The organism is Pantoea coffeiphila (genome assembly GCF_016909495.1).
In the GTDB taxonomy this organism is placed as follows: domain Bacteria; phylum Pseudomonadota; class Gammaproteobacteria; order Enterobacterales; family Enterobacteriaceae; genus Erwinia; species Erwinia coffeiphila.
The window spans coordinates 250078-264582 of sequence record NZ_JAFBFW010000006.1 but is presented as its reverse complement, the minus strand read 5'-3'; the positions used below and the strand labels follow the sequence as shown (position 1 = coordinate 264582).

General features: G+C 57.7%; 15 protein-coding genes. 2 read left to right on the top strand and 13 right to left on the bottom strand.

The window, feature by feature from the left end:
* Window positions 1-2 precede the first annotated feature (2 nt).
* From JOE09_RS20025 to JOE09_RS20005, 5 genes are read right to left on the bottom strand one after another with little or no spacing between them, the layout of a single operon-like run.
* Window positions 3-968, bottom strand: coding sequence for a sll0787 family AIR synthase-like protein (locus tag JOE09_RS20025; RefSeq protein ID WP_239553199.1), 966 nt, complete (start codon window positions 966-968; stop codon window positions 3-5).
* Window positions 965-1525, bottom strand: a complete 561-nt coding sequence (locus JOE09_RS20020; protein WP_205066998.1) for an MSMEG_0567/Sll0786 family nitrogen starvation N-acetyltransferase — start codon at window positions 1523-1525, stop codon at window positions 965-967. The genes JOE09_RS20025 and JOE09_RS20020 overlap by 4 nt, the downstream gene beginning before the upstream one ends.
* Window positions 1526-1535: 10 nt before the next feature.
* Complete coding sequence (locus JOE09_RS20015; RefSeq protein ID WP_105591825.1) at window positions 1536-2645, bottom strand: MSMEG_0568 family radical SAM protein; 1110 nt, start codon at window positions 2643-2645, stop codon at window positions 1536-1538.
* On the bottom strand, window positions 2626-3606 hold the full coding sequence (locus JOE09_RS20010; RefSeq protein ID WP_205066997.1) for a Nit6803 family nitrilase: 981 nt from the start codon (window positions 3604-3606) through the stop codon (window positions 2626-2628). Before JOE09_RS20010 ends, JOE09_RS20015 begins: the two co-directional genes overlap by 20 nt.
* Before the next feature lie 13 nt (window positions 3607-3619).
* Window positions 3620-4102 (bottom strand): MSMEG_0572/Sll0783 family nitrogen starvation response protein, encoded by a 483-nt coding sequence (locus JOE09_RS20005; protein WP_105591827.1) that lies wholly within the window; start codon window positions 4100-4102, stop codon window positions 3620-3622.
* Between the two features lie 345 nt (window positions 4103-4447).
* Here JOE09_RS20005 and JOE09_RS20000 point away from each other — a divergent pair, with 345 nt between their 5' ends.
* Both JOE09_RS20000 and JOE09_RS19995 read left to right on the top strand, forming a co-directional pair.
* Window positions 4448-5869, top strand: coding sequence for an aminotransferase-like domain-containing protein (locus JOE09_RS20000; RefSeq protein WP_239553198.1), 1422 nt, complete (start codon window positions 4448-4450; stop codon window positions 5867-5869).
* Window positions 5870-5899: 30 nt separating this feature from the next.
* Window positions 5900-6193: a hypothetical protein gene (locus JOE09_RS19995; RefSeq protein WP_205066996.1), complete on the top strand. Its 294-nt coding sequence runs from the start codon at window positions 5900-5902 to the stop codon at window positions 6191-6193.
* A 64-nt stretch (window positions 6194-6257) separates the two neighbouring features.
* Here the strand turns inward: JOE09_RS19995 and JOE09_RS19990 are convergent, their stop codons facing one another.
* The 8 genes from JOE09_RS19990 to JOE09_RS19955 form a co-directional block, all read right to left on the bottom strand.
* Window positions 6258-6815: a helix-turn-helix transcriptional regulator gene (locus JOE09_RS19990; RefSeq protein ID WP_200559100.1), complete on the bottom strand. Its 558-nt coding sequence runs from the start codon at window positions 6813-6815 to the stop codon at window positions 6258-6260.
* 73 nt (window positions 6816-6888) lie between these two features.
* On the bottom strand, window positions 6889-7113 hold the full coding sequence (locus JOE09_RS26390) for a hypothetical protein (protein WP_205067140.1): 225 nt from the start codon (window positions 7111-7113) through the stop codon (window positions 6889-6891).
* A 196-nt stretch (window positions 7114-7309) separates the two neighbouring features.
* Complete coding sequence (locus JOE09_RS19980; RefSeq protein ID WP_205066995.1) at window positions 7310-8119, bottom strand: transporter substrate-binding domain-containing protein; 810 nt, start codon at window positions 8117-8119, stop codon at window positions 7310-7312.
* A 26-nt stretch (window positions 8120-8145) separates the two neighbouring features.
* Complete coding sequence (locus JOE09_RS19975) at window positions 8146-10155, bottom strand: oxidoreductase (RefSeq protein ID WP_205066994.1); 2010 nt, start codon at window positions 10153-10155, stop codon at window positions 8146-8148.
* Window positions 10148-10966, bottom strand: a complete 819-nt coding sequence (locus tag JOE09_RS19970; RefSeq protein ID WP_239553197.1) for an amino acid ABC transporter ATP-binding protein — start codon at window positions 10964-10966, stop codon at window positions 10148-10150. Before JOE09_RS19970 ends, JOE09_RS19975 begins: the two co-directional genes overlap by 8 nt.
* A 13-nt stretch (window positions 10967-10979) precedes the next feature.
* Window positions 10980-11924, bottom strand: coding sequence for an amino acid ABC transporter permease (locus tag JOE09_RS19965; protein WP_205066993.1), 945 nt, complete (start codon window positions 11922-11924; stop codon window positions 10980-10982).
* Between the two features lie 113 nt (window positions 11925-12037).
* Complete coding sequence (locus tag JOE09_RS19960; protein ID WP_205066992.1) at window positions 12038-12844, bottom strand: transporter substrate-binding domain-containing protein; 807 nt, start codon at window positions 12842-12844, stop codon at window positions 12038-12040.
* 14 nt (window positions 12845-12858) lie between these two features.
* Window positions 12859-14022 (bottom strand): FAD-dependent oxidoreductase, encoded by a 1164-nt coding sequence (locus tag JOE09_RS19955; RefSeq protein ID WP_205066991.1) that lies wholly within the window; start codon window positions 14020-14022, stop codon window positions 12859-12861.
* Window positions 14023-14505 lie beyond the last annotated feature (483 nt).

Genomic DNA, 14505 nt, shown 5'->3' with positions numbered 1-14505 from the left:
TTCTAGTGATTGCTCATGCCGGTTAACGGCTGTTGGTCAAGATCCCAGTAGCAGGCGCGCTGCTGCCCGAGTTGCATCATCAGCTGTTTGTCAGCGGTGAAATGGCCGACCCGCGCGCAGGCAATCCCGCCGCTGTTAAACTGCTGCTGTACGGCTGAACACTGCTCCGGCTCCACGGCCAGCAGGAAACCAAAGCTGGGGAAAGCACACAGCCACTGCTCAAGATCCACCTGCTGCGGAATGGGGATCTCGGCCAGATTGATTTCAGCCCCGACGCCAGCGCTTTCCAGCATCATGACCAGCGTGCCCGCCAGCCCGGCCTGGCTGATGTCCTTCGCGGCATGGACCCGGCCCGACGCTGCCAGTTCAGGCAGTAAGGCCAGCGCGTGCCGCAGTGCGGCAGGGTCAGCTTCCGTCGCCGCATCCCAGTTGTGGCCCGGTGGATGCCAGCGCCCCTGCAAATTGATCGCCACCATCAGTGCCTGCCCCGGCTGTACAAGAAAGCTGCTCAGCGGATGCCGCGTTTCGCCCAGCACCGCCACCGCAAGCTGCGGCCGATCGCCACGCAGGTTGGTATGCCCACCGACGATTGGAACCTGATAAGCCCGGGAGGCGGCGGCCATTCCCTGTACGATCCGCCCGGCGTGCGGCAGCGAGTCGTCCCACAGAGCATTAACGACCGCCAGCGGCCGCCCGCCCATCGCAGCGATATCGCTCAGGTTCACCATCACGCCACACCAGCCGGCGAACCACGGATCTTCCGCGACGAAGCGATTGATAAATCCCTCCATCGCCAGCAGCTTGTACCCCTCGCCGTCGGGGATCAGCGCGCAGTCATCGCCGTTTGCGCAGGGGTTAGGCCACGCTTCACGCAGCTGCTGCGCAATAAGCTGAATATCCTGCTTGTGGGCCAGGCCGCTGAAAGTATGCAGACGGGAAATCAGCGCGGTCAGTTCGTTTTCCATCATGCCGCCCCCGTCAGGAAGTCCGCGGTCCAGGCAGCGCGCGGCCGCGTGGCGCTGCCGATCACCATCCCGCTGCGGGGATCGTGGCAGGGAGGATAGAAATTAAGGTCGGCCTGCATACGCACATGCCGCACGCCGTGCAGGTCGAAACTGTCCAGCGTGTGCCAGTGCATACGTCTGAACAGCGGTTCGTTCTGGTGCTGAACCTGGGCATAAAACGCCGTGCAGCCCAGCGCATGGGCGCTGCATACCGCCAGCCGAATCAGGGTCGGGCCGAGCTGCCCCTGACGCCGGTACAGGCTGTCCACCGCCAGTCGGGAACCGACCCAGATGCCCGGCTCCGGCTGATGAATACGTACGGTGCCCACCACCTCATCGTGCCAGCCGCCGACGCTGCCCAGCGCGACCAGCAGACGGGCGTGCTTATCAATGTCATCGCGATCGTCGCCCTGGAACAGCTGTTGTTCCTGGCAGAAGACGCGCTGGCGCAGGTCATAGGCTTTTTGCCGTTCCCACGGCAGCGTGACCCATTTTATGGTGTATCCGGCGTAGTGATTCATCGGTACTCCTTCAGGCCATCGCCTGCTCAAAACTGGAGAGTGACGAACAGGCACCGCAGCGGCCGCAGCCGGCTTTGATATCGCGGGAGCGAAGATTGGCCTGATTCAGCATCTGTCCCAGCGGTTGCAGAATGGACGTCATAAAGGCGCTGTCCGGCGCGGCATGATGCTCCAGCGGTGTGCCGCTGATCGGTACGAACGGCACCACGAAGGGATAAACGCCCAGCGCAATCAGCTTCTCCGACAGCGTCAGAATGGCCTGCGGCGTATCCCCCAGCCCCGCCAGGATATAGGTACTGACCTGGCCACGGCCGAATACCGCCACCGCATCGGCGAAGGCAACCAGATACTGATCGACGCTGACCTGCGCTTTGCCCGGCATAATGCGCGCACGCACTTCTGGCGTAACGGCCTCCAGGTGCATGCCTAATGCATCGATACCGGCATCCTTCAGGCGCTGAAACCAGCGGGGATCGCCCGGCGGTTCGCACTGCCCCTGTAGCGGCAGATTCACGGCGGCTTTAATTGCTTCGGCGCTTTCCACCAGGATGCGCGCGCCCCGGTCGCTGCCCGACGGCGTGCCGGTGGTCATCACCATATGTTTAACGCCGTCTAATTCCACCGCCGCTTTAGCCACTTCGGCCAGCTGCTGGGGCGTCTTGCGGGCGATGGTACTCCCTGCCGCCAGGGACTGGCCGATGGCGCAAAACTGACAGGCTTTGGCCCGATTTTCATAACGAATACAGGTCTGGAGTACCGTAGTCGCCAGCACGTCGGTGCCGTGCAGGGTGGCAATCTGCGAATAGGGGATCCCCTCCGCCGTCTGCCGCTCATAGAAGCGCGGCTTGCGGGTAATCCCGATCTCCCGCACGGGAATGCTCTGGTTATACAGGCGGGTTGTCCCCGACTCTTCATGCTTCACCTGCCACGGTGAACGGTGCGCGGAATGGGTGTAGACCGGCACCATCACCGTCACGCCGTCAATATTCATCGCCTGGTGATCGGAAGGCCCGGCCCCGCCGTGGCGGCTCGCATGCTGCTGCTGCGGGTTGATCACCTGTACTCCCTGGGTAAGAAGCTCGGTGATCAGCTGCTGACGATTAAGTGGGGCGTTCTGCATCGCGCGCTCCTTCTGGTTCAGCCTCAGGGCTGTGGGGGATCACGTAGCGCGCTGGCGTATTATTCAGCACCAGGCTCAGCAGCTCCGGGCGGGCGTAGTGACCCACGGAATCCATCATCCGCTTACGTTTGGTGATCAGCGCCATATCCAGATCGGCCACCAGGATACCTTCCCCTTCCGTCAGCGGCGGCACCAGATGGCGGCCTTCCGGAGAGATAATCGCGGTGTTGCACCCGCCGCGCAGCCCTTTCTGCAAGGCGGGATCGGCTGTCAGCTCACCGATCTGCGCCTCCGTCAGCCAGCCGGTGGCGTTGATCACAAAGCAGCCGGACTCCAGCGCATGATGGCGGATGGTAACGTCCATCTGCTCCGCGAAAATCGGCCCCACCAGCGAACCGGGGAACTGGCTACAGTGGATCTCCTCGTGCTGGGTCATCAGGCTGTAGCGCGCCAGCGGGTTGTAGTGCTCCCAGCAGGCCAGCGCGCCCACGCGGCCGACGGCGGTTTCAACCACTTTTAGCCCGGCACCATCTCCCTGTCCCCAGATCATCCGCTCATGATAGGTTGGCGTGATTTTGCGGCGTTTGAGCACCAGCTCTCCGCTGGCATCAAACACCAGCTGCGTGTTGTACAGCGTGCCGCGATCGCGTTCATTCACCCCCAGCACCACCACCATCTTGCGCACGCGGGCGCGTTCGCCGACGGCATACGTAATCGGCCCGGGGACCACCACCGCCTGCTCGTAAAGTTTCAGATGTTCAGCACCGGCGGTCATCGCGGGAGTGATAAACGAAAAGTACGGGTAATAGGGAACAAAGGTTTCAGGAAATACGATGATTTCAGCGCCCTGTTCTGCGGCCTTGTCGATTGCCTCGAGTACTTTGGCCAGCGTTTTGCTGGCCTCGTAAAGATCGGGAGCAATCTGAGCTGCAGCGGCGCGGATAATGCGTGATCCAGCCATCTTGCACCTCCGCTTACATGGTCCAGGTGTCAATAACCAGTGCATTGTCGCGCACGTGCAGCAGCTTAAGATCCAGCACATCCAGCGGGTTGATCGGGCGCACGCCTTCCAGCAGCGACGGCTCGCCGTGGCCGTACAGTGCCTGGAGTGCAAAACGACAGGCATACACTTTGCCGCCCTCGGCCATGAATTTGTTCAGCTGGTTGGCATAGTTCTGATGACCGGGAAACGCTTCCGCGCCGATGGTCGGGTAGCCGCGCTGCACGCCCAGTAAAACGCCCGGGCCGTAAAGCAGGATCGAGGTTTCGAATCCTTTGCGCTGTAGCCGGGTGGCCTGCAGCATATTGACGAAGCCAATCGATCCTTCAAAGGCCACCGTATGGAAGGTGACTAACGCCTTCTGGCCCGGTTCCGCTTTCACATCCTCGAACACCTTCTCTTCGTAATCGACAAAGAAATCACCGGTGGCATGAGCTGGTAATGTGACTTTTGGCATAGCACGTTTCTCCCGTTTAGTGTCTGGGGGAGTCTGGCTCCCCATGTTGGCGCATCCGCAGGTGATGCTGTATTAACGGGAGCAAGGGACGTGCCAGCCGCGATTTCACCCGATGCAATCAAGCTCCTATCAATTGCTTATTTTGTGAGCCAAAAAAATTTTTACCCGGCGTAATCCCCTGACTTTCGCCCGGATATCAGCGGGTCATAACGGCATAAATGCACTGGTTTGATGCTGTTTTGCACCAAAAAAGCACACAACAAAAATCATCATGCAATCAATGATGCAATCAATGGAAACTTGATTGCAGAGGGTCACGGCGGGCGGCATAGTGTGGGTCTTGCTATGACCCGAGGCGCGACGACGATGCTGACCAAACTCTCCAGCAGCTGGAACACCCATCTCACTCATCAGACCCAGCGCCCGGCTTATCTGCTGATCGCCGATATCATTGCTGACGGCATTAACAGCGGGGAGTTTCAGCCACGCGACCGGCTGCCGCCCCTTCGCGATCTGGCCGTGTCGCTGTCGCTTAACTACACCACCGTGACCCGGGGCTACGCCGAAGCAAAACGACGCGGGCTGATTGATTCCCGGCCGGGGTTAGGCAGTTTTATTCGCGGCAAGGTGCCTGCCGTACCGCTCACCGGCGGCAGCAGTTATGAGATGACCATGAACTCGCCGATTGAGCCGGGTGAAGAGCTGGCGCAGGCTATCCGCGACGGGGCCGTTAACATGTTCGCGCAGAAAGACATTATCCACCTGCTGCGCTATCAGGATTTTGGCGGCACGGCTGACGATAAGGTGATGGCTAAAGTGTGGCTGGAAAAGCAGCTGCCGCCGGTCAGCGTTGAGGAGGTGCTGATTACGCCCGGCATCCACAGTGCGCTGGTGGGGTTATTGACTCTGCTGTGCCGCCGGGGCGGCAGTGTGGCGGTTGCCTCGCTGATTTATCCCGGTCTGAAAGCCATTGCCAGCCAGCTGAACATTCCACTCCAGTCGCTGCCCTGTGATGAAGACGGCCCGCTGCCGCGTGCGTTTGAGCATCAGTGCCAGACGGGAAATATCGGCGCGCTCTACGTCAACCCGACGCTACAGAACCCCACCACGCTGACCATTCCCCTGCGCCGACGCGAAGCCCTGGCCGACGTCGCCGAACGCTACAGCATTCCGGTGATTGAAGATGAAGCCTATGCCGCGCTGGCAACGGAGCACATTACGAGTTTCAGTGAGCTGATACCGCAGCTGACCTGGTATATTACCGGCATGTCGAAATGCTTCGGTCCCGGCTTACGCACCGCGTTCGTTAAGGGACCGGGCAGACGCAATACGGAGCTGCTGGCCGGGGCGCTGCGCGCACTGAATGTGATGGCCAGCCCGATAACCAATGGCCTGGTCGCGCAGTGGATTCAGGATGGCACCGCCGACCGCGTGCTGGACTCGATTCGAGTGGAAGCCGGCATCCGCCAGAAGCTGGCGGCGGATATTTTGCAGCCGTTCACCGTGCGCGCCTCTAAGCAGGGGTTTCACCTCTGGCTGCTGCTGCCGCGCCACCATAACTGGAATCCGGCAGAAGTGGCCGTGAAGCTGCGCGAACTCGGCGTCAGCGCCGTTTCCAGCGCGGCGTTCTGCACCGATAATAATCCCCCCGACGCATTGCGCATCTGCCTGGGCGGCGCGTGGTCGCGGGAACTGTGCGCAGAAAATCTCCAGACGATTTCTCACGTGTTGCAGTATCCGGAGCACTATCACAGCATCCTGTTGTAAAATAGCTAAAAAGGGAGGGAGAGGATGTTAATGCGACAAACAGCGGTCAGTTTTACTTCAGCGCTTTGCTGGATAAGCTTCTGGATAGGTACCGTTCTGGTCGGCACGTCATGGCTTTACGCCCGGCTTCAGGGGCTGGCATTTCTGACGGGCATTGAAAAAGGGCTGCTGGCCTTACAGTCCCCGGACAGCACCGTCGCGTTATTACTGTCCGCGGGTGCGATGCTGATTGCCCTGGGGTTAATTTTTGTCCCCCTTTACTATTCCGCGCTTTTGGTCGGTGCCTTCGTCAAAATTCTTACTCGTCGGCCGATCAGGATCTGACGTACGAGAGGGAACGATGTGGGAGTGCCAATAGCAGGATCGTTGATGAGTAAGATGAAGGAAGTTATGCGACCGTTCTTCGGCGTCTCTCAACCAGTGATGCTGCGATGGATTCGACTTCTTTAAAGTCTTTTGAGGCGCTGGACCTCAGCGCCAGATTCCATTTACTTAATACGCGAGCGTTAACAACCAGCTCGCTGCCCTCTTTCAATCGGCCGTTTTTCAACAGCCATTCAGCCACGTCCGCCCAGTCCCAAAGCGGGGACTGACCTTTGATACGCTGGATAGGGCATGGGAAGTCGCCGCTGCCGCGGGTGCCATCTTTCAGCATCGCAATGGCCTGTCGCGACATTTGTGTGATTTCAGCGATATCGCTCAACCCCACCAGGGCAGAATCGACAGAGGCAACCACAGCGCCGATTCCGGCTGATTCGATATTTTCAACCGCTGATGCAATAGCTTCATCCAGGGAATCAGCTTCACGGTCAAACTCAACGTAGATAGAGTTCCCATATGCGCAGATCAGCGCATCGTCACAGCCACTTTCATACAGCGCGTCTTCCAGTCCTTCGGTTTCATACGTAACGCCTGATAGCGTCAGAGTGAAGTTATAAAGCGCCATAATGCCTCTTCGTTTAGTGTGCAGAAATGCTCTTAATACACAGGAGGTGGTTCTCTCCCTTTACTGGCCACAATTAAGGGCAGTGGTCTACTTTGCGCCTGATTTGCCTGGCGTGATTTTCAGCACTTTTTGGCGTCGACCATACGCTCATTTGGTGATCTCGGTGCTGGATATCAGGGTTACCGCATCGCAACTTGCAAAAGCAGTGTGCCGAATCACCTGATGGAACCCAAATCCAGCCCTGGCTCAATGCATATTCAATCGCTGCCTGAATGTGTTTGTTCGGATGTCTTTTCACTTGTTCGGATGTCTCTTCCTTAGCCTCCGATTGTAGGATCTTATTGCGAGCGTTGACGAATGTCAACAACGGCGTAATTTCAAGCACGTTGCCACTGACGTAGAAGAATACCTGCCCCTCTTTCCAGGCCTGATACACCACCTCCTGCGCCAGCAGCAGACGACAAAGCGGTTTCACCCGCCATCAGCCCGGGTGACTATTTCCCCGGGTTAAGTTCAGAGTGGTCAATGGCGACATCCTCAACGCCATATTTGGCGAGGATCTTTTGGTAAGTGCCGTCTTTGATCAATGAATTGATCGCTTCGACCCAGTATTTCGCATTGCCTGAGGATTTGCTGACGGGAATTCCGGCATAGACCGTGTCAAAGATGGGCCCGACGCGCTTTAAATCCGCCTGTTTCTGTAACAGCCAGCCATTCTCCCCGGTATAACCCAATGTGGCATCTGCACGACCGGAGCGCAGCGCCAGCCAGGTCGCGCCGCGATCGGGGAACTGACTCACTTTCACCGCTGATTTGCCACTCGATTCACACTGCTGTGAAATGTGCTCAAAGGTTTTCGTCGACGGGTGGCTGGCAAGCAGCGCAACGGTTTTACCGCACAGATCGCTGAGCTTCACGTCCTGCTTCAGGGGGGAGTTTTTCAGCACAATCAGCTGGTAGCCCGCCCGCACCGTTGAGGCGATATCAACCACCTGCTGACGCTCTGGCGTGGCGTCCAGCCCGGCCGCCAGCGTGAATTTTCCCGACTGAATCGCCGGTATCACGGCGGCAAAATCACCGCTGGTCACCGCTAATTTTGCCCCCAGCCGATGTGCTGCCTCATTGGCAATATCGTAAAAATAACCCGTGGGTTGCCCCTGGTCGTTTTTGTACGACAGCGGCTCCCAGTCATACTGGATCGCGGTGACCAGCGTTTTTCCCTCGTAGGGTGAGTTGGCGATCGTGGTGGCATTAGCCTGGCTCGCCGCCAGCAGGACCGACAGCGCAATAAAGCTTTTTTTCATTCTCTTTTCCCCAGTTGAAGTGACGGCTACAAAGCCGGAATTAAAGAAACATTGCCAAATGAACGCGCCGCCAGATAGCCTTCTCGCGTGGCTTCAGTGAGTCCGCGCGGAGCACGGGCATCCCCCACCAGCTGTACAGAAAATCCGGCCTGCTTCGCGGCGAGATACAGCGCGTTATTCCCGGCGGGGATCAGTGAGGTCACCAGCATGGCGAATGAATCGGAGAGCGGGTGCCACGCGCCGCTGAGCTGATTTTGTACCTGTAAACATCCCTGATGCAGCGCCACGCGGTGTTCCGCCTGGAAATTCACCCCAAGCTTTGCCAGACGACTCACTGCGGGTAGCCGAACGGTGTCATTCAGTCCCTGTCCCGCCCATTTCAGAGAGGTGACAAACTCAATCTGATGGCCCTGCTGCGCGAGAAACTCGGCCACGCTGAGTGCCGCGCGGCCGCCCCATTCGTCATAAACCATCACCGAACCCGGAACGCTGGCGGCGTGTTGCAACGCCTGATTAACGGTGAGGATCTCGCCCGAAAAACCGGCGTGTTCGTTGCCGACCGCGGTTTCCTGACTGCCGGTGGCGATAATCACCCGATCGGCCGCCGCCGCGCGTAGTTTGTCCAGCGTCACCTCTTCACCCAGGCGAAACTCTGCCCCGCTGTGCGTCAGTTCGCGGACATACCAGTCGATGATATTGCGCAGATCCTGGCGATGAGGCACCTGTTCTATCAGCGCCAGCTGCCCGCCGGGCCGCGATGCGCGGTCATACAGCACCACCTGATGTCCCTGCAACGCCGCATTACGCGCGGCCTCCAGACCGGCAGGCCCGGCGCCGACCACTACCACTTTTAAGGCTTTTTCGTTGACCGGTGCCTGCCAGCGCGCGGCCTCGGCTTCACGTCCGGCAACCGGATTGAATGCGCAGTGAATAGGTTTGCCGTCGGCAACGCGCTGCCAGCAGCCGGACTGAATGCCGACGCAGGGGCGCGTGCGGTCGCTTGCTCCCTGCTGCGCGTTGCGCGGCAGATCGGGATCGGCGACCAGCTCACGCGCCATAGTGACAGCGTCACAGACGCCTTCCGCAATTAAGCGGTCCGCCAGCGCCACGTTCAGCACGCGCCCGGCCAGCCAGATCGGTAAATGCGGTAACTGTCGCTTCAGCGTCGCTGCCGCCTGCTGCCACAGCGCAGGCGGGAAGCTGGCGTCCGGCAGATTGGTTGCCACCCCCCAGCCGCTGGAAAAATTGCCGCCGCTCACGGAGAGATAATCCAGCAGGCCGCTGTTACCCAATGCCACAATCTGCCCGGTGAGTTCCACCCTTTCTTCCGCCTGCGGTGCCAGCTCAAGATTGACGCGCGCGCCCACCACTAATCGGGTGCCGATGCGGGCGCGGATACGTTCCAGAATCGCCAGCGCAAAACGGCTGCGGTTTTCCGCGCTCCCACCCCAGCGGTCCTCCCGCACATTGGTTTCCGGGCTGAGGAACTGCTGCACCAGATTGCCGTGGCCAAAATGCAGTTCAATGCCATCCACTTTCGTCTGCGCGACGGCTTCAGCAGCGGCAGCGAAATCTTCGATGATTTGTTCAATCTGCGCCTCATCCAGCGCCAGCGGCACGCGGACTGCGCCTCCATATTCGCGCTGCGGGATCGCCGACGCGGAAAACAAAATTTCGTCACTGCGATTCGGGCCAAGAAACGCCTGACGGCCGGGATGATTAAGCTGCACAAAGCAGTAAGCACCGTGCGCCTGAATGCGGCTGGCCAGGCGATCGTATTTGCCGTCCCGCGCTTCATCGTGCACGTAAAAATCACCGCAGCCCGCACTGACCGCATTCGCCTGAGTGATCACCACGGCCGCGCCGCCTTCAGCCCGCCGCGCTTCATAGGCCAGTAAATCTTCGTTGTGCGTGCCCGGCCCCAGAGACGTACCGTGGCCGGAGTTGATGATGCGGTTTCGCAGCAGCAAATGCCCCACCCGCAGCGGTTGGAAAACGGCCTCGAATACCGGTGTTTTAACGATGATCTCAGACATGTTCAGCCTCGCTGCGCAGAGAGGAGATTTGTTGCAGGAAGGCCCGCGTCCGCGGTTGCTGCGGGGCATCAAGCACCTGCTGCGGTGAGCCATATTCCACAATGTGGCCTTTATCCAGAAACGCCACATTGCTGGCAACCCGGCGGGCAAACTGCATTTCATGGGTGGCAACCACCATAGTGATCCCGGTTGCCGCCAGATCGGTCATCACCGCCAGCACTTCATTAACCAGCTCGGGGTCGAGCGCGCTGGTCGGTTCATCAAACAAGATCAACGCGGGATCGCGTGCCAGGGCACGGGCAATGGCCACGCGCTGCTGCTGCCCGCCTGAAAGTGATGCGGGCCAGGCATCCGCTTTGTGCGCCAGGCCAACACGTTCCAGCAGCGCGCGCGCTTTATCTTCGGCTTTCCCACGCTGGCCCTGCAGGCGCGGAGCAAGCATGACGTTTTGCAGAACGGTCAGATGCGGAAACAGGTTGAACTGCTGGAAAACGAAACCAATGCGATCGCGCTGCTGCCGGATGATTTTTTCCGGGGCGGTATATAAGTTGCCGCCTCGCTCCACAATGCCCAGCGGCGTGTCGTGAAAAAACACCACCCCGCTGTCCGGTGACTCCAGCGTCGCCAGCAGGCGCAGTAGCGTACTTTTACCCGAACCCGATGGGCCAATCAGGCACAGCACTTCACCTTCGACAATATCGAGGTCGATATGCTGCAGGACGATGTTATCGTCATAGCGTTTCTGTAAACGACGGGCGCGCAGCACCGTCGACTTTTTATTATCCAAAGCCGGGACAGGGGATTCGCTCATAGCAGAACCTTAATTATTTTCGATGATACCCGCGACCGTAATAACGCTCGCTCCAGTGTTGTAATAAAGACAATACGGACGTGACAACCACATACCAGAATGTCGCCACCAGTAATAACGGAATAATTTTGTAATTTCGGTTGTAGATAAGTTGGGCAGAGTAGAGTAACTCCGTCACCGCCACGACGCTGATAATTGATGTGCCTTTTAAATTATCAATCAGGAAATTTCCCAGGGCGGGAATAATCGTGCGAAGCGACTGAGGCAAGGTAATTTTGATAAATATCTCTGACGGCGAAAGCCCCAGCATGGTGGCCGCTTCTTTCTGCCCCTGCGGAACCGCCAGCAGCCCTCCCCGAATAAACTCCGCTGAATAAGCCATGCCGTGCAGGGTTAAACCGAGAATCGAGGCGCCAATCGCGCTAATGAGATCGTTCGTTGACACGCTGAACCAGGGAGTATCGCCGGGCCAGCCCAGCGTCAGGCGCGGTACAAGATAGCCAATGTTAAACCAGAACAGCAGCTGCACCAGCAGTGGCGTAGCGCGAAACAGCCAGATATAGCTCCAGGCGAAAAGAGACACGACCGGGTTACGCGAGAGCCGCATTAAGGCAACGACCACGCCAAAGACCACGCTCAGCAGGGTCACCAGAGCGGTCAGCCAGAGTGTTGTCCACAGGCCTTTAAGGATCTGGCCGTCAAATAAATAATGCCCGACCAGCGGCCAGTCAAATGCCGGGTTTTCCGCTGCCTGCCAGATTAAAATAATTAAGATGGCGCTGACGGCGATCGCAGAAAGATGTCTGCGCCAGCGCCACGCCTGGCGAACGCCGTGTTTTTCTTCCGCCTGATTAATACGCTGTAGCGTGTCGAAATTAGAGGATGAAACGCCCTGGTCAGGCGGCCGTGTGGTATGACCTGGGACAATTTTCACCAGGCTTTCATTTATTTCACTCATGATATTACCGGATAACAATAAAGGTAATGAAATGGCATTAAGTCAGTTATCACTATTCTGCTCAATGCCGATTTATGCATTCCTTTGCCGGTTTTTAACGATGTTGAGGGGGCTTATTTAGCCGGGTTGATGACCACCGTTTTCAGCGCCACGCTTTCTACACCGTACTTCTGTAAAATCTTTTGATAACTGCCGTCGGCAATCAGCGCATTCACCGCGTCGGCCCACAGCTGGGCATGACCCTGCTGCTTATCTACGGCAAAACCGGACTGACCGCTGTTAAATACCGGCCCGGTAACTCGCCAGGTTGGATCTTTTTTAACTATCCAGCCCGCTTCGCCGGTATAGACCGGAGTGAGTTCAGCCTGACCGCTTTTTACCGCCAGCCACGCCGCAGAGCGCGACGGATAGATGGCCACCTTCAGCGCCGGTTTACCCTGCTGCTGGCAGGCTGCTGCCTGCTGGTTCAGCGCGTCAATAGTAGATTGCCCGGCCAGTGCGGCAACGGAATGACCGCAGAGCGATGTCAGCTCGCTGGAAAGCTTGACGGTGCCATCGCTGCGGGTAATAAACGAATAACCGGCATCAATCAAAGGCACGATATCCACCACCTGCTGGCGCGGCACGGTGGCATCGGTGCCGAGTGCCAGATCGTAACGATGGCTTTGCAGACCGGGAATAAAGGTATCAAAAGTGCCATTCTTAACGTCCAGCTTCGCGCCCAGCTTAGTTGCCGCCGCTGAAACTATTTCGTAGAAATAGCCGCTGTTCTCTCCCTTATCGTCAACAAAGACGACCGGTTCGTAGTCATTCTGCATAATGCCGTGCAGCTGTTTATCTTTTAACGTTGTCGCTAAAGGCGCGGCCAGTGCAGCGTGCGTCAGGCTACCGATTAAAGCAGCCAGTAATATTTTCTTCATGAGATACCCGGTGATTATCGAGAGTAAACCGCCTGCGGTTCAGCAAAATGCCGTTCAGGCGAAAAAAGAGGCCAGTCGCGGGCAATATTGACTTCGCCTGCAACGGCCTCAGACAGCAACTCGCCCAGCGCGGGGGCCAGTTTAAAGCCATGCCCGGACAGGCCAATGCCAATCCAGACGTGGGGATGTGTTTTCAGTTCGCCAAGCAGCGGAGCCTGATCGTGGGTGTAGGCTTCCGGCCAGGTGCCGCCGCCCACGATGGTGCGGTGTGCGCCGTTCACCGCATCCGCCACGTGCCGATCGAGGCGCTCGTGGAGCACAGGCGTCAGACTGCCGGTGGCTTCGGTGGCAACAAGCTCGGGGTCGAGCTGTTCATTCAGCTCGGCATCGCCCACAAAGAATTTAAAGTTTTTGCCATCCGGCAGGGGCTGGGTATTCCACATCGCCCGCCCGGCGCTCACGCGCATCGTTGGAGGAAACGCCACGCTGTCGAAGCCGCTTTCTTTGCCCACGTGAAAGCTCATGCCGAGTCGGCGTGAGGAGATGGGTAAATCGGGGAGCAGCCGCTTGCTCCACGCACCGGTGGTCACAATCACCCGATCAAAAGAGCTTACCTGACCGTTAATTGTCAGTTCGACCGCGCCGTCTCGCGCCACAATCCCATCGATTTGAGTCTGTTCGTGCACCTTTGCCCCCAGCTGCTGTGCCTGCCCGGCGGATGCCAGCAGCAGTTCATGCGTCAGCAAAATGCCCCCGGCGGGGTCAAAAATGCCTTCCTCATCTTCATCAATATTCAGGCGCGGGAATCTCTGATTCAGCGCCGCGCGCGATAGTCGCTCATGGGGCAGATTTTGCTTCTTCGCCGAATTTTCCACCGCCGTAAACCACGGGCTGTCAGGCGTACCGATGGTGAGGCATCCTCCCCCCCAAAACAGCTGGGTTTGCTGTTCCTGCTCCAGCTGATGCCAGAGCTGGCTGGCGCGCTGTAGCAGGGTCGTGTAAGCCGCGCCTTCACCGTAGATCAGTCGATGCTGACGAGAACGGCCCCCTGATGCACCGATATTATTTCCGACGCGATACTGCTCGAATCCCTCAACGTGAAAACCTTTGCGTGCCAGTGCCAGCAGGGTTGCACAGCCCAGCGCACCCAGTCCTACCACTGCTATTTTGATGGTCATGATGGCGACAGCCTTAAAAGAAAATACGATCTGCGCTTGTCGACGGCTCTCCCTTACGCGCAGCGGACAGGCGGCACGGGGAAAGTGTTCAGCATCAGGTGCGCAAAATATTAAACGGGAGACAGGGAGAAATAATCGATATGGCATCTGCCATCATTCATTCCGCCTGAATAAGACAACCATACTGGAATGGTCAGAGGGGGGTTGTAAAATCACTATATCGGCTATGTAATTCGGTAAAACAGATATGCGACGAATTATATAACTGTTTCTTTATTCTTTAATGAACCTAATGAATTAAAAAAATTAATAAACTCTTTTTAAAAAAGGCCGGGATTTATCGTTATTTCAGTGAATCAATATAATAATCCGATCGTTGTGGGTTGAATAAGCCGTCATCGGGTATTTTCACCGCCGACAATAAAAAGGTTACGCCAGTTGCGTAACCTTTTTAATTGAGTGTTTTACTTTATGAGAAAGCGA